This is a genomic window from Vibrio sp. 10N.261.55.C5 (genome assembly GCF_041470505.1).
Taxonomy (GTDB): Bacteria; Pseudomonadota; Gammaproteobacteria; order Enterobacterales; family Vibrionaceae; genus Vibrio; species Vibrio crassostreae_C.
In genome coordinates, this window is the sequence record NZ_JBFRMS010000048.1 from 35459 (window position 1) to 57914 (window position 22456).

Genomic DNA, 22456 nt, shown 5'->3' on the forward strand with positions numbered 1-22456 from the left:
AAAAAGCCCCGCATTTTGATGCGGGGCTTTCTGTATGCATCAACCCATTTAAGGGCGAGACAGTGTATTCAAGATTAAGCTAGAAGCTCTTTCGCTGTGTTTACTACGTTTTCAGTAGTGAAACCGAACATCTTGAATAGCTCACCTGCAGGTGCAGACTCGCCGAACGTTGTCATACCGATGATCTTGCCACCGAAACCAACGTACTTGTACCAGAAGTCAGCGATGCCAGCTTCTACAGCGATACGTGCCGTTACGTCAGATGGAAGTACAGACTCACGGTACTGCGCGTCTTGTTTGTCGAACGCATCAGTAGCAGGCATAGAAACTACGCGTACTTTCTTACCTTCAGCCGTTAGCTCAGCAGCAGCGTTAACCGCTAGCTCAACTTCAGAACCCGTTGCGATAAGGATAAGCTCTGGCTTGCCTTCACAATCTTTCAGGATGTAACCACCCTTAGCGATGTTTGCTACTTGCTCAGCGTCACGATCTTGTTGTGCAAGGTTTTGACGAGAGAAGATAAGTGCAGAAGGACCATCTTTACGCTCGATTGCTAGTTTCCAAGCAACAGCAGACTCAACTTGGTCACATGGGCGCCATGTGCTCATGTTTGGAGTTAGACGTAGAGAAGCGATTTGCTCAACTGGTTGGTGAGTTGGACCATCTTCGCCAAGACCGATAGAGTCATGCGTGTAAACTTGGATGTTCTGAGTTTTCATCAGAGCAGCCATACGCATAGCGTTACGCGCGTATTCCATGAACATTAGGAACGTTGCGCCGTATGGTACGAAACCACCGTGTAGAGCGATACCGTTCATTATAGCCGTCATACCGAATTCACGTACACCGTAATGGATGTAGTTACCAGAGAAGTCGTTCGCTTCAAGAGACTTAGAACCAGACCACATAGTTAGGTTAGAAGGCGCAAGGTCAGCAGAGCCGCCCATGAATTCTGGTAGCATAGCACCGAACGCTTCTAGAGCATTTTGAGATGCTTTACGTGATGCGATGTTTGCTGGGTTAGCTTGAAGATCAGCGATGATTGCCGATGCTTTCTCTTCCCACTCAGCTGGTAGGTCACCGTTTACGCGGCGTTTGAATTCAGCTGCCAGCTCAGGGTATGCTGCTTCATAAGCTGCAAGTTTCTCGTTCCACGCTGCTTCCTTAGCTGCGCCTGCTTCTTTCGCATCCCACTCTGAGTAAACTTCCGACGGAATTTCAAAAGGACCGTGCTCCCAACCTAATTCTTTACGTGTTGCTGCAATTTCTTCAGCGCCTAGTGGAGCACCGTGACAGTCGTGCGTACCTGCTTTGTTTGGAGAACCAAAGCCAATCACTGTTTTAGTGCAGATTAGAGTAGGGCGAGGGTCTGCTTTAGCCGCTTCAATCGCTGCGTTGATAGCGTCAGAATCGTGACCATCTACCGCTGGGATTACGTGCCAGCCGTAAGCTTCGAAACGCTTAGGTGTATCGTCAGAGAACCAACCTTCAACTTCGCCATCGATAGAGATACCGTTGTCATCCCAGAAAGCAACCAGCTTACCAAGACCAAGCGTACCTGCTAGAGAACATGCTTCGTGAGAAATACCTTCCATCAGACAGCCATCACCCATGAATGCATAAGTGTAGTGGTCTACGATGTCGTGGCCTTCTTTGTTGAACTGAGCAGCTAGCGCTTTCTCAGCCATAGCCATACCAACAGCGTTAGTAATGCCTTGACCTAGAGGACCAGTCGTTGTTTCGATGCCTGGTGCGTAGCCGTACTCTGGGTGACCTGGAGTCTTAGAGTGCAGTTGACGGAAGTTCTTAAGATCTTCAATTGAAAGCTCGTAACCTGCTAGGTGCAGCAGAGAGTAAATCAGCATTGAGCCGTGGCCGTTAGACAGGATAAAACGGTCGCGGTCAGCCCACTCTGGGTTTGCTGGGTTGTGGTTTAAGTGAGAACGCCAAAGTACTTCAGCGATGTCAGCCATACCCATAGGTGCGCCTGGGTGACCAGAGTTTGCTTGTTGTACGCCGTCCATGCTTAGAGCACGAATAGCGTTAGCTAGATGCTTTCTGTTTTGAGGAGATTGATTCATAAGAACTTCCGAATAAAAATTAAGAAAAACAAAATTGATAAAAGTAGGGGAACTGAACGTTCCCCTATTTGAATTTGGTGAGAGTGATTACAGCTTAGCTGCGATCATGTCTTCTAGTTTGCCTTGGTCAACGGCGAAGTTGCGGATGCCTTCAGCCAGTTTCTCAACAGCCATTGCATCTTGGTTGTGGTCCCATAGGAACTCAGCGTGAGTCATCGCTGCTGGACGCTCTTTAGTACCGTTAGAGTCGATAAGTTTCTCAACTACTTCGCCTTCTGCTGCTTCTAGGTCTGCTAGAAGTTGAGGAGCGATAGTTAGACGGTCACAACCAGCAAGTTCAAGGATCTCGCCGATGTTACGGAAGCTTGCGCCCATAACAACAGTTTTGTAACCGTGGTCTTTGTAGTAGTTGTAGATATCTGAAACTGAGATTACACCTGGATCTTCTGAAGCTTCGAAATCACGACCTTCTTTCGCTTTGTACCAGTCCATGATGCGACCTACGAAAGGAGAGATTAGGAATACGCCAGCTTCAGCACAAGCACGAGCTTGAGCGAAAGAGAATAGAAGCGTTAGGTTACAGTTGATGCCTTCTTTCTCTAGGATTTCAGCAGCGCGGATGCCTTCCCAAGTAGAAGCCAGTTTGATAAGGATGCGGTCGTTAGTGATGCCAGCGTCGTTGTACATTTTGATAAGTTGACGAGCTTTAGCAACGCTGCCTTCCATGTCGTAAGAAAGACGAGCATCGACTTCAGTAGAGATACGGCCAGGTACAACTTTTAGGATTTCTTTACCGATGTTCACGTTAAGCATGTCGCAAGTATCTTGAACTTGCTGTGCTTTATCACCGCTTTGCGCTTTTGCGTATTCGATAGAAGCATCGATTAGAGGAGCGTACTCAGCAATTTGAGCAGCTTTAAGAATTAGAGATGGGTTAGTTGTTGCATCTTCAGGAGTGTACTTGCTGATAGCTTCGATATCGCCAGTGTCAGCTACAACAGTTGTTAGTTTACGAAGTTGCTCTAATTTATTGCTCATTTTGATCATCCTATGTATCGCATAACACCTCATTAATGGGAGAGGTGTGGGCATTTGCAAGCTAACTAATGAAGTTCTCAATGGTTGTACCAGTGAGCCAAACTTACATTAATTTAAATTTTTCTCCGAACGAATATTTGCACAGAACATTTGATCGCTCGATGAGTAAATGATGTAGCCATATTTATCCGATCTAGCCCCAAAGTCAACGGTAAATAGTGCTGTATGGTGACTTCAGTCAAATATATTTCACTCTAGTAATCATGGGGTATGCAAGCAAACGTTTAACGAGCAAAGTGAGGTGAATTAATCAACAACAAAACCATGGTTATGACAATGAGCAAATGTACCTTGCTGTTACATATGTTCGGGGTGTAAACTTGTGTATCACTTGCTTAAGCATCGAACATTTGTTCTTCAAGCAGGTAAAATAATTGTTAAATATTGGTTGAGTGGTATATGAGTAAGAATATCCAAGATGTTTCCGAAGAAAACACTGATCTCCTCACTGAAGTCGCGGTTGCTTATTATCAAGATGGTGCCACGCAAGAAGAGATATCTAAAAAGTACTCTATCTCCCGTGCAAAGGTTGGTCGAATGCTCAAGCAAGCCCGAGATGAGGGCATTGTTGAGATCACCGTGAAATACCACCCTGTCTTTAGTGCGAAGATCGAGCAACGTTTGATCGAACGATTTGGTGTAAAGCGTGCGCTTGTGGCACTAGACCAACCGAATGAAGAGAAGCAACGACTCCAAGTAGCCGGTTTAGTGTCTAACTATCTTACCAGTACACTGAAAAACGGTATGGTGGTGACAGTAGGGCAAGGGCGAAACGTATCGTCTGTTGCTCACCACACTGGCGTAATTACGCCACGAGACTGTAAATTCGTGTGTGGTATCGGCGGTATTCACCCAAGAGGCGGTATGTTTAATGCCGACCATATATGCAGGCAGCTAGCCAAAAAGTACGGTGGATCTTCTGAAACCTTATACGCGCCGGCTTATGCCGAGAATAAAGCGCAAAAAACCGCATTTATGGAAAACAGCACCGTTAAGCAGACACTCGATCTCGCTCGAAAAGCCGATGTTGCATTAGTCGGTATCGGTGATATGAGTGAAAACAGCTATATGGTCGACTTAGGTTGGTTTACCGCAGGTGAGGTCGTTCAATCTCGTTTATTGCAAGGAGTCGTCGGTGACTTTGCGGGTTATGACTTTTTCGATGTTCACGGTAAAACAGCAAACACAGTAATGAGTGACCGTGTGATTGGTTTGGCCTTGGAAGAATTCCGCCCAATTGCAGAAGTCATTGCCATTGCAGCCGAGAACAGTAAACCACTCGCTTTGTTAGGTGCACTAAGAACCGGCGTGGTAGACGTGATCGCAACCAGCGTAAGTAATGCTTTAACGGTACTTAATTTGGACGAACAACTTAGCGTGAATAAACCATACGGCAGTGAATAGTAAGATATTTGTGCTTCGTTGAATTCACTATTTGAGTAATCATGGAAAATCCCCCTAATGAAACCAGTGCAATAAGGGGGATAACTATTAGACATGACTCGAATAGTGAATTTGTTCAGCGGTTGAAAGAATTATCACTCTTTAATGTTAAGCCACACTAAAGGAGATAATTATGAAACTGTCATTTATCACACACGCTATTTCTAGCAACAGTGACCAATCAAGTTCTATCTTTAAATCTATTTCTATCTTTGGGCTTAGCTCAATAGCCACGGCTTGTATGCTCACACCTACAGTACATGCCGATGATAAAGTCGTCGCAGGGTATTTTGCGGATTGGCAATATCTGAATAAAGACAACCCTTATACCGTTGACGACATACCTGCAGACAAGCTCTCACATATTATTTACGCCTTCTTGAGCATGTGTGGTCCTCATAGCGGTGCTGGTGAGCCCGTCCAAAAACAAATTCAGCAGCAATGTGCAGACAAACAACCATATACCGCGATTATTGTGGATAAAGAAGCTGCGTTAGAAGTCGATTTCGGAGACGTGGATGTTGATGTCGCCTACAGAGGTCACTTTGCCCAGTTAGCTCAACTGAAGGCCGACAATCAAAATATCAAAATCTTGCCATCATTTGGTGGGTGGACAATGTCTGAACCTTTCCATGCGATGGCGAAAGATCCTCAAGCCATTGCGCACTTTTCAAGAACTGCTGTTGAGTTGATCCAAAAATACGACTTCTTTGATGGTATTGATCTTGATTGGGAATACCCAGGAGGCGGCGGCTTAACCACTTCGCCTTGGAACCCAGAGACTAAACTAACGGATGAGCAGAAAGCGCAAGAGCGTGAAGCTTTCACACTTTTAGTAAAAACAATCAGAAGTGATTTGGACGCTCTATCAAAGACGACTCAAAGAGATTACGAGCTTTCAACGGCTGTCGGTGTTGGTGCTAAGGCAGCTCAAATTGACTGGAACGCAGCTAGCCCATATTTGACGAACATGTTTGCGATGACGTATGACTTCCTCGGAGGCTGGGGAACTCAAACAGGTCACACAACAAACTTACATGCCACAGAGCGCAGTTGGTGGGGAATGGGAGCTGATGTCTTCATTAATCAGATGATAGAGCAAGGTATTCCTAGCGAGAAGCTCGTGATCGGGGCGGCTTTTTATGGTCGAGGCTGGCAAGGGACAAAAGACTTTGCTGGAGAGCTGCCTAAAGGTGACCTAGTTTCTGAACAAGGGGCGCAGTTTGGTACCGGTGAAAACGGTTACTTCATGTTTTGGGATCTTATGAATAACTACAGCAGTAAACAAGGTTATGAGTATAAGTATGATGAGCAAGCTCAAGCACCTTATTTGTGGAACCCAGATAAAAAAGTATTCATATCTTTTGAAGATCAGCGTTCTATTAAAGCAAAGGCAGAATGGGCGAAGAAATCAGACCTAGGCGGCATTTTTACTTGGGAATTATCAGGAGATCCTTCCGGGCAGTTGATCGATGTTATGCATAGTGAAATGAATAAAAAGTGAAATGAATAAATAACTGAACAGAAAATACCTAGAAAATAAGGTAGGTGTTTAGCCGCCTACCTTATTTAGCTCGTCTATTTAACTCACGTTCTTAAACAGAACATTCCGCGTGCTCGGTCACTTTCTTGTTTAGGTGAGTAGCCAGCTCATCATAAGGAATAGGGCGAGAGAAGTAATAGCCTTGCATTAAGTCACATCCACATGCCTTTAGAATTGCGAAGTGTTCGTTTGATTCTACGCCTTCTGCTAATACCACCATGCCGAAGTTCTTACCGATTGCGATGATGTTTTGCACCATGGTGAGTGACTGCTGATCGACAGCAATGTTCTCAATAAAGCTCTTATCGATTTTAAGTTCATCGATAGGCAGTGCTTTCAACATACCTAGTGATGAATAACCTGTCCCGAAATCATCTAAAGAGATCTTTATATTCTTCTCTTTGAGGGCTTCAAAAGTCGGTTTCACCAAAGTCACATCTTCAATGAACAAGCTCTCGGTAATTTCTAGCGTTACACAGCTAGGAGAGAGTTGATACTTTTCTAGTGTCGCGAACAAGTGCTCAGAGAAGGATTGATGAGAAAACTGACGCACTGATATGTTGATCGACAGCCCGATCTTTTGTTCTGTTGTTCGGTGCAAGTGGGCGATCTGCATAATGCTGGACTCAATAATAAAAGTCCCCAGTTTTTGCATTAAACCCGTGTTCTCTGCTATCGGTATAAAGACATCTGGCGGAACAAAACCCAATTCCTCATCAATCCAGCGCACGAGTGCTTCTACACCATGAATACTTTCATTTGCACGAACCAGCGGTTGGAAAACCATGAACAGCGTTTGTTTCTCGATAGCGATGCGTAGCCTTTGTTCTACTTTCATTTTGTAGAGATGAGCATCTTGCATTTCCGTTGTGAAAATACTGTACGAGTTTTGCTGCTGTTTCGCTTTGTACATTGAAATATCGGCAGAACGTAACAGGCTATCCAGATCTTTTCCGTGTTCTGGGAAACGCGCTACGCCGATGCTGCAACCTAACAAAAACTGAGCGCTTTCAACTTCATAAGGTTGAGAAAGCACTTCAATAATGCGCTTGGCGAGTCGTTTAATTTCAGCTTCATTCGACAAGGGCGTCAAGAACAAAAACTCATCACTGGATTCACGTACCAATAGGCTGAGGCGAGATCGGAACCTCATCAAACGCAAAGCGATCTGTTTGAGAACCTTATCTCCAAAGTCATGCCCGTGGGTGTCATTGACGCATTTAAAGTTATCGATATCGATAAACAACAGCGAAAACGGCTCTGACTCATCGTCAATCCATTTACCAATGTTTCTACGCATGTACAAACGGTTTGGCAGAGAGGTTAAAGGGTCATGGTTCGCCTGATAAATGAGTTGGCTACGAGTCCGTTGTTCATTCTTGGCAATCGACTTAACCAAAAAGTAGAAACCAAACTGAAGAAAAATAAAGGCAACGAAAAGAATGCTGAACTCTTGTATGAATATACTATCGACGTGAGTTAGATCCGTACGTCCTACCACCCATAATTTGTAGTTTGGGATGTATTTCGCGCTCATCAAAGAGTGGTACTCTTCATCGTCGACGACAAAAGAATAGGTTTCTTGCCCATTCATCGCTTCTTGTACGCTAATTCCGAAGTGGTCGGTAAAGATACTTGCAATACGCTGTATGACATCTTTGCCGACTGGAGAGGAATAGGCACTCTCAGATTCAATATCACTTGAATAAAACTGGCGATAGCTGTCTTTTCTGATCAGGCTTAGTGTATTGAAACTTCCGGCGTGAGCATTATTTTCAAATACGATCGTTGCGTCTAATCGTAGCCCTGCGGTCATTACTGCATCGGTTTTCTTGCCATCGATTGAAATGGATTTTCTCAGCGGGATGACTAAGCTATTCAACGAATCTTGAAAATAGGTACGGCCAAGCACCATGCTACTGCTTGATAGGGTGTCTAGGAAGGAGCCTCTGGTTGGCGGGTATTGCAGCAAGTTCCTTTGATTCGCAAGTTCGAGATTTGAGCTAATCGAGAGGTAATCACCGTCGGTGTTCAACAAGCCAAACGCTGCTATCGCAGGGTGGGTCTCAAGTAGCTTGTCTAATATTGGCCTAATCTGGATAGATGCAGTACGTGTGAAATCAGACTGTTGAGCCAGTTGATGGCCAACCACTTCTAACAAGGCTTCTTGACTGGTCAGCAGCGAGTTGACGGAGCTAGAAAAAAGCTCAACCTGAATGTGTTGCTGCTCTATGAAGTCGTCTCTGTTTGCTTTCCAGTTTGTTATTCCCAACGCGGCGAAAAGTATCAGGGTCAGTAGTACGACAAACGCGTACAGCGACCAGATATTTTGCTTAAATAGAGCCATGAGATGCCTTTGTTGGTTACTACTTTTAACAGACTGCAAGTGACAAACTATTGGGTTGTCAGCGCGATTCATGCAACGAAAAATACAAACATCAATGATGAAAGTATTAATGATTAAATAGTGTAACGACTACGAGCAGAGATTCTTGAGTGAAAAATTAGTATTCATAACGTCGATAACGATTAGTTTATGATTAATCACGAATTATGGTTAGCAAGTTGATGTGGGTTACAAATCAAACGGCGTGAATCGAGTCTTGGTCTCAAATGAACATAGCTTTGACTGCGACATAGAGGCTTACTTCATGAGACGTGGGGCCATCATTATCAGTAAGCTCTTTATGCATGCGCAGTATATTCTAATAGTTGCATTAAGCGAAGTTGAATTACTTTTTAGTCACGGCGATAGGGAGTTTGTCGTTAGCACCCCATTCCGTCCATGAACCATCGTAAACACCCATTTCACCGTTATAGCCAGCGAGTTTAGCGGCTAATAATATGATGCAAGCTGTTACGCCAGAGCCACAGCTAAAGAACATAGGTTGAGAAGGCGTTAATTCTAGCGTTGAAAAGATATCAATAAGCTCTTCTTGGGACTTTAACTTGCCGTTTTTGAGTACTTGGGCAAATGGTAGGCAAATAGAATTCGGTATATGGCCACTACGCAAGCCTTCACGTGGTTCAGGAACTTCTGAATCGAAACGAGCTTGAGAACGAGCATCTACAATGTTTGCGCTCTTGTCAGTTGAGTAACCTTCAATCTGCTGAGCACTGACAAAGTAGTTGTCTTGAATATGGCCTTCAAAATTGCCCGCTTTTACTTCGGTGCGATAGTCAGTCTCGGTCGCGTAACCGGCTTCGATCCAAGCTGGCAAACCGCCATCTAAGATGAATACATCGTTGTGTCCCATTGCCATAAACATCCACCACGCACGAGGAGAAGCGAAGGTTCCGGAGTTATCGTAAACCACAATCGTACTGTCTTGATTGATGCCAATTTCTTTTGCGCGAGTGTTGAAGTGTTTTTCGCTCGGAAACATGTGAGGAAGCAGAGTGTGCTTGTTACAAAAGTCTTTGTCGTAGTCAAAACGAATAGCACCAGGAATCATTTGTCCTTTGATCTTTTCTGACTCGCTTGGAATTTGAAACTCGATGCTGGCGTCGAGGATGATGATATTGTCTTCTGCTAGCAAACGTTGTTGAAGTTGTTGTGGTGAGATGAGTGGCTGATTCATTATTGTTATATCCATTCTTGTTGTTTTAGCGATTCTTACTGTTTTAGCGAATACAGTGGTAGAGCGATTACTGTTGCTTTTGCGAATACAGTTGCTTTACGAATACCGTTGTTGCATCGATGGCTACTGTGCAGCTCGACAGTGGATGAACTGATAACTGCTTTGTCCGGTTATTTGATTGTTTAATGTATCAAGCGCGACCACAGAATCAATAGGGCAGTCTGTGGTAGGAGCAATAGAGAGCCGAAATACGTCATTATCTTTTGTCTGAACCGTCAGATAACGCCTGTGCCCATCTAAGGATTGAGTAAGCGTGTTCGAAATTACTTTGGCTTGAATACGTTGCCCCGTCTCTGATGTTAGCGGGAAATAGGCAAGGGCAACTAACACGCCTACGCCACACATTAAGATAAATAGACCTATTTTTAACTGTTTCATGAGAGTAAGTCTTTGAAGGTTATGTTGAAAATATAAGTGAGGTTGGTGGTAAAGTGAATGCTACTCGCTAAGAAAGCTGAATTAACTGCTCTTCGACGAAAATAAAAAAGTGAGCATTTCTGCTCACTTCCTACTTACAAACAATCCATTTTGACTCTGTTTCGTCAGAGATCTCGCTAACGACAAGTTACCTGCTGTTAAACAATTTACTGCCAGACAATCTGAGAGTCGCCGCTAGAAACCACTTGTTGTAATGGAGGTTGACCATCGTAAAACCAAATCTCTATCAAGAGTGCGTCATGGTTTACTGGTGCTGCAAAGTTGGAGGCGAACACACCGTTATCTAGTGGGCCCGCAATGACCTTGCTGGAGTAATCCGGCTTCAAGGTTGAGTCATCTCTTGTACTAAAGCGGCTATAAACGGTCACAAAAGAACGGTCTGTCGAAATGCTGCTGATGTCAATGTTGAGATCAAACTGTTCAACAGAGTTGTAGTCAAATCCATTAGGTACCACCAAATCACTCATCGTATAGCTCTGCGCTGCTACCGCACTTGTCGCGGGAGACGGCGAAGGCGTTGCTGTTACCGGAGTCGTTGCTGTTACCGGATTCGACGGAGTTGCAGGTGTCGAGGGTGTAGATGGTGATGCCGTAGATGTACTTCCGCCCCCACCGCCGCCGCCTCCACAGCCGGCTAATACTAATGGCGCTGCAGCTAAAATAACGGCTAGTGACTTCTTGATGTTCCAAGTGCTTTGTACAGACATACGTTTTTCCTCAAAGAGATTGCGACTTGAATCAACGCAATGATTGTCTCGATATTGTTTAGTGTGAATAGTCATAACGTCTCTCCTTATGGTTCGTAACGTTGGTTGTCTGCAGGTGATTGGTACCATGTTTGGTTCGTTTCACCGCCGGATTCTGCGTATTCTTTAAACCCTGGGTAAGCGGTAACAATATCGACGTACTCTAAAGGCCACTCCCATTCGTCATCCGAAGTCACTATTAGTGCCCAAGGGTGGTTTTCTACTGTTTTGAAGTATTTACCTGTTGATGGATTACTGTCATCGACGCCTAAACCAGCTTCAAAGAGGTTAGTGGTATCAAATGCTTCGGTTGGAGCTTGGTCTGGCAAGTGAACCTCCCAGCTGCGTCCTGGATGTAGAGGTAGGTTTTCACCATGATAATACCCAGGCGTTGCGAAGATGAACGGGTCGTAAGGCATATCGGTCCAGCTGCCAGTACTCACACCGTCACCGGCTAAAGTAATACCAATTTGGAACGAGAACTGCTCATCTTCTTTACATCCATTACTGGTGCGGTAGAAGGTACAGCCAGTGCTGATTTTTTCTGTCAGGTCATTGGCGATAACAAAGATTGCTTCGCTACGTCCATCTTCTAGGTCAAGGTCAGTGAATACGCCGTTGTGTTTCATGTAAGAGCTACCACTACTCACCAAGCTCGGGTCGAGGTTAGGAAGTCGAACAGCAAAACCATTTCTGTACGATGCCCCGACAGCAGCTAGGCGGCCGTCGATAGTTGATTTAACGACTTTTCCATCTTTAAGGATTTCAGTAATACGATACATAAGAACAGCATCGTTCATGTCGTAGTCAGCTTTATAAGGCCAGTTATCTTCGTACGCGAGCGTTGCGTAACCAGAAGCACTTGGGAAGTAACGAGCAGTGGCACCATCGTTAAGAACATCGACTTGAATATCGACCACCTCACCAGAGGTTGAACCGCCAAAGTAACTTAGGTTGGTTTGTTGACTGAATCTAAAGCGAGCCCACGTCGTACCGGTCAGAGCGTTGATATCGACATTTAGGAACAGATCGTTTTCACCCGTATCTAACAGGTAATCGGTAAATACTTGCTCGTTGGCGCCATCGAAACTGCCATCTTGGTTCCAGTCTATCCAAGCTGAAAGGTAACCGGTTGTTGAAGCTTCAATTACTACTTTTGAATCAAGCCCTGCTTCAAGTGCGGTAACAAAACCGATACCACCGTTTGCCCATTCATCATCCACCCCGACAGTTTCATCTGATTGAGGTGTGACATAACCATCTAAATCCGCATCTGGAGGAGTTGTACCTAACCATGTGATGCCATCGAGTTCATGTCGAGGGCCATTGCTCGCCAGTAACGTTAGGTAGCTGTCTGGAGCATCACCGAAGTCGATGTTTGAGTCTTCATCAACAACAGGTGCATTAGCACAACGAGCACCATCGTTTTGACCAGAAGCTGGGCCATTCGAAACAAATTCAACGGCTGGAACAATACCTGCCGCGATATTGGCAGCGTTGTCTGGAGACAGATTGATACGGTAAATTTTACCGTCTTGGTTTCGAGATACGTAGTAGTAGCCGTTTACATCAAAATAGCCAGCACCGAACGTACCTAACTCGCCGGTGTCTCCGATGTAGGTTTCGGCACCAGTTGTAGGGTTGAAGCTGTATAAGCCACCAGAGTTATTATCGATACCATATAAAGAGCCATCACTTGGATGAAAGGCGAAATCAGTCAATTTTACAGTTGCTGGGCTGCCTCCGATTTTGTTGACCGTGACGGTCGCATTCGGATCAGAGTCTAAAGGAGAGAGGTCAACAGTAAATAGTCCCTTACCTGTACGATACAAGTAGTAAACATGGTCATAGACGTCGCCGACATAGAAAGTGTGATCGGTTGGTAAGCCACTGGTATTGATAACTTCAGCTTGGAAATCCTGTCCAAGGCGCACCAAGCGTTTGTTGGTGGTGTCATAGCCATAAATATATCTGTCTTGAAAGTCGAAACCAACACCATTGATATTGGCATTCATACCCGTATCGTCTTCTAACAGAGTGGTTGAACCTGTTACTAGGTTTACACCCCAAACTTCAACGGGTTTCGACTGAAAGAGGTATGCTTGACTAGGGCAGGTATCGAATGGCGCTGCGTTGGCGACTAGAGGGGCACTTAATAGCAAACTTAACGTTGTAATTCTCATATCTACATCCTTGTGATGGAAGGTACAAATATAGTTACAAGTTATGTGCCAAATTTAACGCGTTGATTTTTAACGATTATATTTTGTGGTGCTGATTTTTTTATTGTATTCTCAAAATGAGAACTCAAATGAAACTAATCTCTCATAGAGTATTTCAAATTGATAAAGCGAGTTGAGATGCTGACGTTGAGATATAAAAAAGCCCCAACATATAGTCAAGGCTTAAGTTTTCGATAAGAGGGGATATGATTTAGCTTATCCACACACCGAACAATTAGGCATCTTCATTAAATTCATTTCACGCCAGCTGTGAGACATGGCATCGAGAATCAAAAGCTTGCCTTGCTTTGGTTGTCCAAACCCGGCAATAACCTTGATAGCTTCCAAAGCCTGAGCCGCGCCTACCATGCCAACAACAGGTGCCATCACACCGGCTTCAACACAGCTTAGAGCAGCGTTGCCAAATAGAGCGCTTAAACACTGGTAACAGGGTGCGTCAGCATCTTGATAAGTGAAGACACTAATCTGACCTTCCATGCGAATCGCAGCGCCCGATACAAGTGGCGTTTTTGAGGCGTAACACAAACGGTTAAGTTGATTGCGCGTTTCAACGTTGTCGCTGGCATCAAGTACTAACGAATGCGCTTCAATGAGCTTTGCTAGTGCCTCGTCATCAAGTCTGTGGTCGACCGTTTCAACTCTAAGGTGTGGGTTTAACACCTGTAATGATTCAGCGGCTGAAACGACTTTCTTCTTACCAATATCAGCATCGGTGTGAAGCACTTGTCGTTGCAAGTTTGAAAGCTCGACAACATCGTCGTCGATCAGCATTAGCTTACCAATACCCGCAGTCGCAAGGTATTGAGCAGAGGCACAGCCTAAACCACCCGCACCTAACACCAAAATCGAGCTCTGTTTCAGCGCTTCTTGACCCTCAAAATCAAACTGCTTGAGAATGATCTGGCGGTTATAGCGAAGCATCTCTGCGTCAGACAGTATTTCCATCAGCAAGCCTCGTTAGTAAAGCGTGGAGTTAAACAGTTGAATCTGAACCGTTTCACCGACTTCAACACGGCCACGTTCGCGCTCTAGTACCACAAAGCAGTTTGCTAAGCTCATTGAGCGGAAAGCGCCAGAGCTTTGGTTACCTGTTGTTTCTACTACAAACTTACCGTTTTCAATCGAGTAGATGCCACGTTGGTAATCAGTACGGCCTGGGCCTTTTTTGAATGCAGATTTAGTGATAGCAGGAATCGACTCTGGTGCTGTCCATGCTGTGTGACCAGCTAATTTAGCCAGCATAGGCTGAACTAACACATACATAGTCATCATTGCTGACACTGGGTTACCCGGTAGGCCACAGAACCAAGCGTTGTCTAGCTCACCAAATGCGAATGGTTTACCTGGTTTGATTGCTAGTTTCCAAAAGCCGATTTCGCCAAGCTCTTCAAGAATGTCTTTGGTGTAATCAGCTTCGCCGACACTTACGCCACCAGAAGTGACAACTACGTCTGCCAGTTCTTGCGCTTTTACAAAGGTTTCTTTAAGCGTTGCAGGGCAATCAGGAATAATACCTAGGTCAATTGCTTCGCAACCAAACGCTTCAATCAGTGGTTTGATACCGTAGCGGTTGCTGTCGTAGATCTGACCATCTTCAAGAGGCTGACCTAGTGGCTTGAGCTCATCGCCAGTAGAGAAGAAAGCGACTTTAGGTTTGTGTGCCACAGTTACATGACTCACACCGAGCGAAGCAATCATTGGAATGTCACGAGGTGTTAAACGTTCGCCACGGCTAAGAACGATATCGCCTTGCTTGATGTCGTCACCGGTAGGGCGAATGTTATTGTTCAGCTTGATGTCGTCTTGCTGAATCTCAATGCCAGCGTCAGTTTCAGCAGTGTTTTCTTGCATGATTACGACGTCACAACCTTCCGGGATCTTTGCGCCAGTCATAATGCGAATACAGGTGTTTGCTGGCCATTCACCTTCAAAAGGTTGACCTGCAAAGGACTTGCCCGCTAAAGGCAGCACTTCACTGTTTTCTAGGTCTGCTAAGCGCAGTGCATAGCCGTCCATTGCTGAGTTATCAAAAGGAGGTACGAAAATAGGGGATAGAATATCTTCAGCAAGTACGTAACCCAATGCTTCTGCCAATGGCAGTGATAAGGTCGTTCGAATAGGTTGAATTGGCGATAGCAGCTTATCTAGTGCTTCTTCAATTGGCATCAAGCCCGGAGCGTCGCAACAGCCCATAATTGAAATCCTTTGATCGTTATTGTTTTGATTTTGTGGTTGGCAATGGTGGTTAAATAATGATCAGAGCACCTGATTCGCCAACGAAATTCTAGCCACTCTAGCACAGTTTAAGCCCCGTAAATAATGACCTCCCTTAAAATATGGGTGTATTTATTCAAAATTCCGAGTATCCTTGTTTGCCATCCAGAAGGGGTAATAAAAGAGGAAGTTCAATGTCAGGTCTTAGCGAATCAGCGAAGTTGGTTAAAGATGCGCTAGCAAGCCGTGGTTTAGAGACACCAATGAGTCCAAACCAGGTTAGCCGAGAAGAGAAAAAGGAACGAATCGAACACCATATGCGTGAGATTCTCACTCTCCTTGAACTTGATCTTACGGACGATAGTCTGGAAGAAACACCGCAACGTATTGCTAAAATGTACGTGGATGAAATTTTCTCTGGTTTGGATTACGCCAATTTCCCTAAAATTACGGTAATCGAAAACAAGATGGGCGTTCGTGAGATGGTACGAGTAAAAGACATTACCGTGACCAGTACTTGTGAGCACCACTTAGTGACGATTGATGGTAAGACTGCGGTCGCTTATATCCCGCGTGGAAAAATCATTGGTCTTTCAAAGATTAACCGTATTGTTCGATTCTTTGCTCAGCGCCCACAAGTTCAAGAGCGTATGACGCAGCAGATCCTTGTTGCACTGCAAACGCTACTCGAAACTGATGACGTTGCTGTCACCATGGATGCGGTTCACTACTGCGTGAAATCACGCGGTGTAATGGACGCGACTAGCGAAACGACAACAACAGCTCTGGGCGGTATCTTCAGATCAAACCCAGCAACGCGCCACGAGTTCTTACACGGCCTGCGTTGATTCACTGCATTATTAGATGAATTCAATTTAGCCTCTGTAAATTGATGTTCATTGAAATATATTCTAAGCCTCGCTTTATGCGGGGCTTTTTTACGCCTGCAATGAAGTCAACTGTAATGGCTGAGAATGCTGTTATTCCCTAAAGTGAAGAATGAGCGACTTATTCACTTTCGCCATTCCCTAAAGTGAGGAATGAACGTAATAGGGAATCTGTTGCGGCCAAGCAGAAAAAGCACGCTCTATATCTTAACGTTTGTTGAAAGCATATAGAGCGTAACTAGAATCAGTCGCTGGTGGGAGTGCTTAAGAAAGGTTAAACAAACGCTTTAAGTGGTGAACAATACCTGATGGCTTGTTCTCGGCTTGATAGATGTTCAAACCATCGTAAAAACTGGCCATGAACTCTACGCGAATCTCATCATCACTGCTTCTCGATATACGAGACAATAGCGTAGCGGCTACAGCTGCGTGATCATTGGCTAGGCTGTAATCCATTCCTAGTCGTCCTTGAATGAACAACCACAAATGCGTGACTAGTTTTAACTGTTGAGCGTTAGAGTTTTGAAACTTGTCACTGTGCTCAGTGCCCACAGTATTATCGAATACATTTTGCATCGTCTCATTCGCTTCTTTATAGCTTTCAAAGCGATAGCTTGCATCGATATGTACCTTGGTTAACAGGCCAAGCAACGTCTGACGTGCAGAGTTGTCAGGCTTGTTCTCGCAAGCGTGTTTGAACAGAGCGTGGTTTTCATCAATAAATGACGACAGCTCTTTCTCGTAGCCTGTCGAGAGCGCTTTGACTGAACCTAAACCTGCTTCTTTTAAACACTGGTGAAGCTTGGTTCTAGCTTGTTGTTTAGCTTTGATTTCTTGCCGCGCGTCGGCTTGTTGCTTGGCTTCTTCTAGCTGGCTAGCTGCTGTTTGCGAATTATTCGGGGTTGGACGCTCAGTCATTACTCTGTAGCTCTTCCCACGTTACTTCTGCCGATTGAGTATCGCTGTTAATGAAAGCAGAGTTACCCGTCAGCATGACTGAAAGATCCATCGTACGTTGTGTCATCGCCGCTAGCTGCTCAATACCATCGTTGTCTAGACGAACGATCTGAGCTTTTAGGTAGCCGAATTTACCTTTGTTCTGCTCCCACCAAACGTTTGATTTAGTGTTGAAGCTGAATACGCGTACTGATTTAGATAGGCGAGTTGCCTTCTTAACACGCTCTGGATCGGGTTCGCCCACATCGACCCATTCTAGGATTTGATCGTCTAACGACTTCTGCCATAAATCGGGTTCTTCAATGCTAGACAATCCTTTAGTGAACTCAAGTTCAGGAGATGCATTGATACAGAAAGCCATGATTCGAGCCATCATTCGCTGTTCTGTTTCAGAAGGGTGTTGTGCAACCGTTAGATTGAAAGAGTCGTAATAGTCGCGATTCATATCGGTTAAAGAGATACGAAACTTGTAGATTGTCGGTTTAAGAGCCATTGAGAGGGTGTCTTAGGTAGAAATAGTGAAGGGGAATATTACCTTAAATCTCTGAATAGCGGGTAAAAAAATAGCCAGCAGAGGCTGGCTATTTTTAGAAAGCTTTAAAATACTAAATTAAAGTACTTTGATGCTGTCAGCTTGTGGGCCTTTTTGACCTTGAGATACTACGAACTCAACTTTTTGGCCTTCAGCAAGAGTTTTGAAACCGTCGCCAGTGATAGCAGAGAAGTGTGCGAATACGTCTGGGCCGTTTTCTTGTTGAATGAAGCCGAAGCCTTTAGTTTCGTTGAACCATTTTACTGTACCAGTAACTGTGTTAGACATGATGATATCCTAAAATTAAATTTTTATTTTGAGCCAATTGTGGCACTGATAGCGCGGAAAAGTTTATTGCTATTGCGTACAACACAACGGGGTTACTAGTAATCCAACGAAATGTTTATATACAAAGAACTTTCTTTCTAGCCGGGAACGAGTCTAAATCAAATCAGGGGATAGTCAATCGAATACATAGGGAAAGGTTGCAGAAACTTGGGGGTAGTCAAACTTTGCATTCCTTAAATATCATGGAGTTACAGTTGTATGGTGATTTGTTGTAGTTTTTGTGAAAAAGGTGGTCGAAATTGATGACGAATTTGGAGTAAATGCACTGTTTTAGCGCATTCATTTTTGCAAATTTAAAGCCGCTAACTGGGCGTTGAGCCCACTTTTAACGGCTTATATTTATAAATGTCGTTGTAAGGTAAGTGCCTTTACTTGAACGAGGTCTCGGCTACTTTTTCAAGCGGTACAGGTTGCCATTATCAGTGCTGAAGAAGATGTCTCCGTTTGGTGAAGTTTCGATGTCTCTTATCCTTTCGCCCAAGTCCTCTAAAATGCGTTCTTCCTCGATTGCCTCACCTTGTTCATTGACTGTCACAATATTGATGTGAGTAAGTTTTAGTGCGCCAGCCAGCAGTTTGCCTTTCAGCTCTGGGTATTTGTCTCCTTGGTAAACAAGCAAACTGCCCGGAGCGATTGAAGGAACATAGACTTTTTTTGGCGCTTCAATACCATCTTTGGTTTCCGATTCGCCAACGCTGATAGGGCCCCAATACTCTTTTCCGTGTGAGGTGACAGGCCACCCATAGTTGGCACCCGCTTTTATTAGGTTAATTTCATCACCACCGCGAGGGCCGTGTTCAATCGACCAAAGCTTTTGAGTCGGGAAATCGTAATACAGACCTTGTGGATTACGATGGCCAAAGCTCCAAATTTCATTGAGCACTTTGTTGTTATCCGTGAATGGGTTATCGCTTGGTGTGCTTCCATCGGCATTCAGTCGTAATATTGATCCGGCGTGAGTCATGGTGTCTTGGCCGTTGTCTCGATCACCTCGATCACCGATTGAAAAGTACAGGTGGCTATCATCAAAGGTGATACGGCTACCAAAGTGACGTCCTGTGTCCGTTCTGGATTTAGTTACAAACACGTCTGTCCAATTGATGACTTCATTATTGCTGTAATTAGCAGAAGCCAGTGTTGTTACGCCTTCATCATCGATGTCTTTACTGTAAGTGACGTAGAACTTTCCGTTTTCAAAAGGGGAAAGTGCGATATCTAATAATCCACCTTGGCCTTTCGCCCATACATTGGGCAGCCTGAAGAGTGTGTGTTGATCGCCAGTTTTTAAATCGACATGTTTAATGACGCCTGATTTTTCTGTGACTAGCATGGACTTATCGTTGACATAAGCCAGTCCCCAAGGGATCACGAGTCCGTCGGTGATCTTCTCTGCCTGCCAAGCAAAGGCTGACGTTACAGGACCTGAGGCAAGCAGCGCCAAAGCACATGAAAAAATACGGTGATGAGTGTTCATTGAAGTCCCTTGATTATGAGCATCTAGTGTTAGTCTAGCGCTTGTGGCCGATAGGCGGAAAGCCGAGGTTGCTGAAAAGTGACTATTCACATATTTAGTTGAACGCCTATTGTATGATTATACAAGCTCACGTATGTTTACTCTGCCTTTCTCTATTTGATCCCGTCGGAGCATTATGAACAACTCACCAGCAGCATTTTCGCTATTTTCTCAGTTTTTATGTTGTGAGTTAGATACGCACGATTTTTCTTCGAACGGACCTATTAAACGATGAGTCGTGGATTTGATTTTAAATCGATCTTACTTGCGTGCTTGGTCATCAGTATCGGCCAGCTCAGTATGGGCTTGGTGTTTCCTTCTTTACCTTGGATCGCAAAAGATTTTGATGTCTCGCTAGAGCAAGCTCAGCTTTTGGTGAGTGTGTATTTATTAGGCTTTGGCCCTTCCCAGTTTATTTATGGCCCTATTTCCGATGCTTTGGGACGCAAGAAGGTACTGTTAAGCGGTTTGTTGATTGCCATGCTTGGGTTATTGATGATCATCTTCTTCAGCCATTCGTTTACTAGCATGGTGATGGGGCGATTCCTGCAAGGCTTAGGAACCGGTTGTTGCGCGGTACTTGCTCGTGCTTCTACGCGAGACAGATTCAGTGGGGCAGACTTGCCTTTGGCGATGTCTTACATTGCTATGGTTGCGTCTATAACACCTTTGATCGCGCCCGTTATCGGTGGATTCATTAACTTCCACTTCGGTTGGAGCATGGTGTTCATCTCACTACTTGGCTATGTCTCATTGGCTTGGGGTGTATTGGCGTTCAAGTTTAAAGAAACTGTCACTCAGGTTTCGGCGATCCCTTCACCGAATAAAATGGTTTCTCAATATAAAGAGCTACTCACTTCTCGTTATTTTATGAGCTTTGCGAGTATCGGTTGGCTTAACTTTAGCTTGATGATCACCACTGTGTCGGTGATGCCATTTATCATGCAAAACCAGATTGGTATGACGTCAGATGAATACGCGATGTGGGCGGTGATTCCAGCATTAGGCATGCTTGGCGGAACAGGCTTATGTAACCGTATTCGCCCTATGCTGGGTAACAAGAAAACTCTGTTATGCACACCTGTATTGCACGTTGCTGCGGCCTTGTGGCTGTTCTTCTGTCCACTCGAACCTTTGTATCTCATGCTTGGCCAGTTCTTGATGATCCTTGGTAATGGTATTGCGTTACCTTGTGCTCAGGCGTTAGTGATGTTGCCTTATAAGAAGAACGCTGGCGCGGCGGCTGCGATGTCTGGTGGCGGGCAGATGGTGGTGTCTTCAATGGTGAGTATGGGCCTGGTTCAGTTAGGGTTAGGGGAAGCGTGGCATTTATCGCTCGTTATCATGCTGTTCACATTGATTACCCTGTTTAACATTTTGCGTGGTTTCAGTAGCCAAGAAGCGAGAGAGTCTCAGCTCAGTTAGTTGCTTAGGTAATTAGCTAGCTGCCTGGCTAGTAGGAACGAGAAGGCCATTGAAATGATGAATTTCAATGGCCTTTTTAATGTTCAGCGCTTTGGTTTAAGTTACCAGAATATATGCTATTTTCTGACTGCTTAGGGCAAGTGGTAGTGTTCCGAGCGCAGCTTGCGGCAGGGACGTTAGTTTCCATTATTGCTGGCAGCTACTTTATCTTCTTGCTACTGAAATCTCGAAGAACATAGGTTTTGCTCATGACCGAAAGCCATTGCTAATCAAAGCTACTGGCAATCAAAGCCATTGGCGATAAAAGCTACGGATGAAAAGCAGTGAATGGAGCGATCCATCACTGCTTTTTTGTTGATGTCGTTTGTGTAAAGGGAAAGACGTTAAGCAACACAGGTCTCGCTTCTTAATGTGCAAGTTTGGCATATGTTAATAAAATGTATAACCTAAAGGTCTGACCACTGATAAGGTAGCCACCATGCCAAACCTCGATCGTATTACTTGTTCTATCGATAAAAACCAAATTGCGACGGTTGTGTTGAATCGACCCGATAAGCTCAATGCTATTGATATGGCAATGTTTCAAGGCGTGAATAACATGGTGACTCAGCTGAAAAAGAACACCGAGATTCGTGCCGTAATAGTAAAAGGTGAGGGTTCTGATTTTTGTTCAGGGCTTGATGTTAAGTCCCTATTAACCAGTAAATCTGGGGCGATGAAGCTCTTGTTTAAATGGCTACCGACATTGCCTAACGCTGCACAACGCTTTTCATTGGGTTGGCGAGATATTCCATGCCCTGTCATTTTTGCGATTCATGGTCGTTGTTGGGGAGGCGGCCTGCAATTGGTCAGTGGGGGTGATTTTAGAATTGCTAGCCCGGATGCGAACTTCTCTATATTGGAAGCAAAGTGGGGTCTGATTCCAGACATGGGAGGCGCTATCGCTTTTAGAGAGCTGATGCGTAAAGATCACACCCTTGAAATGGCGATGACGGCCAAAGTGATCGACTGTGAAACCGCTAAAGAATATGGGTTGGTGACCAAGATTGCCGAAGATCCTTACGCTGAAGCCTATGCGTTGGCACTTGAGTGTGCGAATCGGTCGCCAGATGTCGTCGCTGCTAACAAGAAGCTCTACAACAAGACTTGGTGGTCAAGCCCGGGCATGGCTGTATTCTGCGAAACTTGGTATCAGATAAAGGTTGGGTTAGGTAAGAACAGGGCGATTGCTGCTCAACGTGAAATTCATCGAGACAAACCACGCCCTTACGTCGCCAGAAAGTTTAAATAGCGCTTGTACAGGAATAATGGATATTCCCTTTGTTTATTGAGCTTTGCGGTAACCTT

Annotated in this window: 18 protein-coding genes; 5 read left to right on the forward strand and 13 right to left on the reverse strand. The window is 44.7% G+C overall.

Going from position 1 to position 22456, the window contains the following annotated elements:
* Nucleotides 1-74: 74 nt before the first annotated feature.
* Both tkt and tal read right to left on the reverse strand, forming a co-directional pair.
* On the reverse strand, nt 75-2081 hold the full coding sequence (gene tkt, locus AB4263_RS16970) for a transketolase (protein WP_137001017.1): 2007 nt from the start codon (nt 2079-2081) through the stop codon (nt 75-77).
* An 87-nt stretch (nt 2082-2168) separates the two neighbouring features.
* Entirely contained in the window at nt 2169-3119 is a 951-nt protein-coding gene (tal, locus tag AB4263_RS16975) for a transaldolase (RefSeq protein WP_009845571.1), read from the reverse strand.
* A 459-nt stretch (nt 3120-3578) separates the two neighbouring features.
* Between tal and AB4263_RS16980 the strand changes: the two genes are divergently transcribed.
* Both AB4263_RS16980 and AB4263_RS16985 read left to right on the forward strand, forming a co-directional pair.
* On the forward strand, nt 3579-4583 hold the full coding sequence (locus tag AB4263_RS16980) for a sugar-binding transcriptional regulator (protein ID WP_017064428.1): 1005 nt from the start codon (nt 3579-3581) through the stop codon (nt 4581-4583).
* A 172-nt stretch (nt 4584-4755) separates the two neighbouring features.
* Nucleotides 4756-6126 carry a glycoside hydrolase family 18 protein gene (locus tag AB4263_RS16985; protein WP_372098583.1) on the forward strand — a complete coding sequence of 457 codons (1371 nt, stop codon included), beginning with the start codon at nt 4756-4758 and terminating at the stop codon, nt 6124-6126.
* Nucleotides 6127-6217: 91 nt separating this feature from the next.
* Here AB4263_RS16985 and AB4263_RS16990 read toward each other — a convergent pair whose 3' ends face one another.
* The 7 genes from AB4263_RS16990 to moeA all read right to left on the reverse strand — a co-directional run bounded on the left by AB4263_RS16990 (nt 6218) and on the right by moeA (nt 15426).
* Complete coding sequence (locus AB4263_RS16990; RefSeq protein ID WP_372098584.1) at nt 6218-8512, reverse strand: putative bifunctional diguanylate cyclase/phosphodiesterase; 2295 nt, start codon at nt 8510-8512, stop codon at nt 6218-6220.
* A gap of 385 nt (nt 8513-8897) precedes the next feature.
* On the reverse strand, nt 8898-9746 hold the full coding sequence (locus tag AB4263_RS16995; RefSeq protein WP_017065718.1) for a sulfurtransferase: 849 nt from the start codon (nt 9744-9746) through the stop codon (nt 8898-8900).
* 123 nt (nt 9747-9869) lie between these two features.
* Nucleotides 9870-10184: a hypothetical protein gene (locus tag AB4263_RS17000; RefSeq protein WP_017061706.1), complete on the reverse strand. Its 315-nt coding sequence runs from the start codon at nt 10182-10184 to the stop codon at nt 9870-9872.
* Between the two features lie 206 nt (nt 10185-10390).
* Nucleotides 10391-11026: a hypothetical protein gene (locus tag AB4263_RS17005; protein WP_372098585.1), complete on the reverse strand. Its 636-nt coding sequence runs from the start codon at nt 11024-11026 to the stop codon at nt 10391-10393.
* Nucleotides 11027-11037: 11 nt separating this feature from the next.
* Nucleotides 11038-13173: an LruC domain-containing protein gene (locus tag AB4263_RS17010; RefSeq protein ID WP_372058133.1), complete on the reverse strand. Its 2136-nt coding sequence runs from the start codon at nt 13171-13173 to the stop codon at nt 11038-11040.
* A 255-nt stretch (nt 13174-13428) separates the two neighbouring features.
* On the reverse strand, nt 13429-14178 hold the full coding sequence (gene moeB, locus AB4263_RS17015; RefSeq protein WP_372098586.1) for a molybdopterin-synthase adenylyltransferase MoeB: 750 nt from the start codon (nt 14176-14178) through the stop codon (nt 13429-13431).
* Between the two features lie 12 nt (nt 14179-14190).
* Nucleotides 14191-15426: a molybdopterin molybdotransferase MoeA gene (gene moeA, locus AB4263_RS17020; RefSeq protein ID WP_372098587.1), complete on the reverse strand. Its 1236-nt coding sequence runs from the start codon at nt 15424-15426 to the stop codon at nt 14191-14193.
* A gap of 215 nt (nt 15427-15641) precedes the next feature.
* Here moeA and folE point away from each other — a divergent pair, with 215 nt between their 5' ends.
* Complete coding sequence (folE, locus tag AB4263_RS17025; protein ID WP_017061725.1) at nt 15642-16295, forward strand: GTP cyclohydrolase I FolE; 654 nt, start codon at nt 15642-15644, stop codon at nt 16293-16295.
* Nucleotides 16296-16598: 303 nt separating this feature from the next.
* On the opposite strand, the gene AB4263_RS17030 is transcribed toward folE, so the two are convergent.
* The 4 genes from AB4263_RS17030 to AB4263_RS17045 form a co-directional block, all read right to left on the reverse strand.
* Complete coding sequence (locus tag AB4263_RS17030) at nt 16599-17252, reverse strand: hypothetical protein (protein ID WP_372098588.1); 654 nt, start codon at nt 17250-17252, stop codon at nt 16599-16601.
* Nucleotides 17245-17784, reverse strand: coding sequence for a YaeQ family protein (locus AB4263_RS17035; protein WP_017061727.1), 540 nt, complete (start codon nt 17782-17784; stop codon nt 17245-17247). Before AB4263_RS17035 ends, AB4263_RS17030 begins: the two co-directional genes overlap by 8 nt.
* A gap of 117 nt (nt 17785-17901) precedes the next feature.
* Nucleotides 17902-18111: a cold-shock protein gene (locus AB4263_RS17040; RefSeq protein ID WP_010430417.1), complete on the reverse strand. Its 210-nt coding sequence runs from the start codon at nt 18109-18111 to the stop codon at nt 17902-17904.
* Nucleotides 18112-18559: 448 nt separating this feature from the next.
* Nucleotides 18560-19645, reverse strand: coding sequence for a PQQ-dependent sugar dehydrogenase (locus AB4263_RS17045; protein WP_104216139.1), 1086 nt, complete (start codon nt 19643-19645; stop codon nt 18560-18562).
* A 270-nt stretch (nt 19646-19915) separates the two neighbouring features.
* On the opposite strand from AB4263_RS17045, the gene AB4263_RS17050 reads away from it, so the two are divergent.
* Nucleotides 19916-21109, forward strand: coding sequence for a multidrug effflux MFS transporter (locus AB4263_RS17050; RefSeq protein WP_017061729.1), 1194 nt, complete (start codon nt 19916-19918; stop codon nt 21107-21109).
* Between the two features lie 478 nt (nt 21110-21587).
* Nucleotides 21588-22400, forward strand: coding sequence for a crotonase/enoyl-CoA hydratase family protein (locus AB4263_RS17055; RefSeq protein ID WP_017061730.1), 813 nt, complete (start codon nt 21588-21590; stop codon nt 22398-22400).
* Nucleotides 22401-22456 lie beyond the last annotated feature (56 nt).

What these genes read in the sequence shown, in the direction of transcription:
- tkt (WP_137001017.1), bottom strand. Translation starts at nt 2,081, where the DNA reads ATGAATCAATCTCCTCAAAACAGAAAGCATCTAGCTAACGCTATTCGT.
- tal (WP_009845571.1), bottom strand. Translation starts at nt 3,119, where the DNA reads ATGAGCAATAAATTAGAGCAACTTCGTAAACTAACAACTGTTGTAGCT.
- AB4263_RS16980 (WP_017064428.1), top strand. Translation starts at nt 3,579, where the DNA reads ATGAGTAAGAATATCCAAGATGTTTCCGAAGAAAACACTGATCTCCTC.
- AB4263_RS16985 (WP_372098583.1), top strand. Translation starts at nt 4,756, where the DNA reads ATGAAACTGTCATTTATCACACACGCTATTTCTAGCAACAGTGACCAA.
- AB4263_RS16990 (WP_372098584.1), bottom strand. Translation starts at nt 8,512, where the DNA reads ATGGCTCTATTTAAGCAAAATATCTGGTCGCTGTACGCGTTTGTCGTA.
- AB4263_RS16995 (WP_017065718.1), bottom strand. Translation starts at nt 9,746, where the DNA reads ATGAATCAGCCACTCATCTCACCACAACAACTTCAACAACGTTTGCTA.
- AB4263_RS17000 (WP_017061706.1), bottom strand. Translation starts at nt 10,184, where the DNA reads ATGAAACAGTTAAAAATAGGTCTATTTATCTTAATGTGTGGCGTAGGC.
- AB4263_RS17005 (WP_372098585.1), bottom strand. Translation starts at nt 11,026, where the DNA reads ATGACTATTCACACTAAACAATATCGAGACAATCATTGCGTTGATTCA.
- AB4263_RS17010 (WP_372058133.1), bottom strand. Translation starts at nt 13,173, where the DNA reads ATGAGAATTACAACGTTAAGTTTGCTATTAAGTGCCCCTCTAGTCGCC.
- moeB (WP_372098586.1), bottom strand. Translation starts at nt 14,178, where the DNA reads ATGGAAATACTGTCTGACGCAGAGATGCTTCGCTATAACCGCCAGATC.
- moeA (WP_372098587.1), bottom strand. Translation starts at nt 15,426, where the DNA reads ATGGGCTGTTGCGACGCTCCGGGCTTGATGCCAATTGAAGAAGCACTA.
- folE (WP_017061725.1), top strand. Translation starts at nt 15,642, where the DNA reads ATGTCAGGTCTTAGCGAATCAGCGAAGTTGGTTAAAGATGCGCTAGCA.
- AB4263_RS17030 (WP_372098588.1), bottom strand. Translation starts at nt 17,252, where the DNA reads ATGACTGAGCGTCCAACCCCGAATAATTCGCAAACAGCAGCTAGCCAG.
- AB4263_RS17035 (WP_017061727.1), bottom strand. Translation starts at nt 17,784, where the DNA reads ATGGCTCTTAAACCGACAATCTACAAGTTTCGTATCTCTTTAACCGAT.
- AB4263_RS17040 (WP_010430417.1), bottom strand. Translation starts at nt 18,111, where the DNA reads ATGTCTAACACAGTTACTGGTACAGTAAAATGGTTCAACGAAACTAAA.
- AB4263_RS17045 (WP_104216139.1), bottom strand. Translation starts at nt 19,645, where the DNA reads ATGAACACTCATCACCGTATTTTTTCATGTGCTTTGGCGCTGCTTGCC.
- AB4263_RS17050 (WP_017061729.1), top strand. Translation starts at nt 19,916, where the DNA reads ATGAGTCGTGGATTTGATTTTAAATCGATCTTACTTGCGTGCTTGGTC.
- AB4263_RS17055 (WP_017061730.1), top strand. Translation starts at nt 21,588, where the DNA reads ATGCCAAACCTCGATCGTATTACTTGTTCTATCGATAAAAACCAAATT.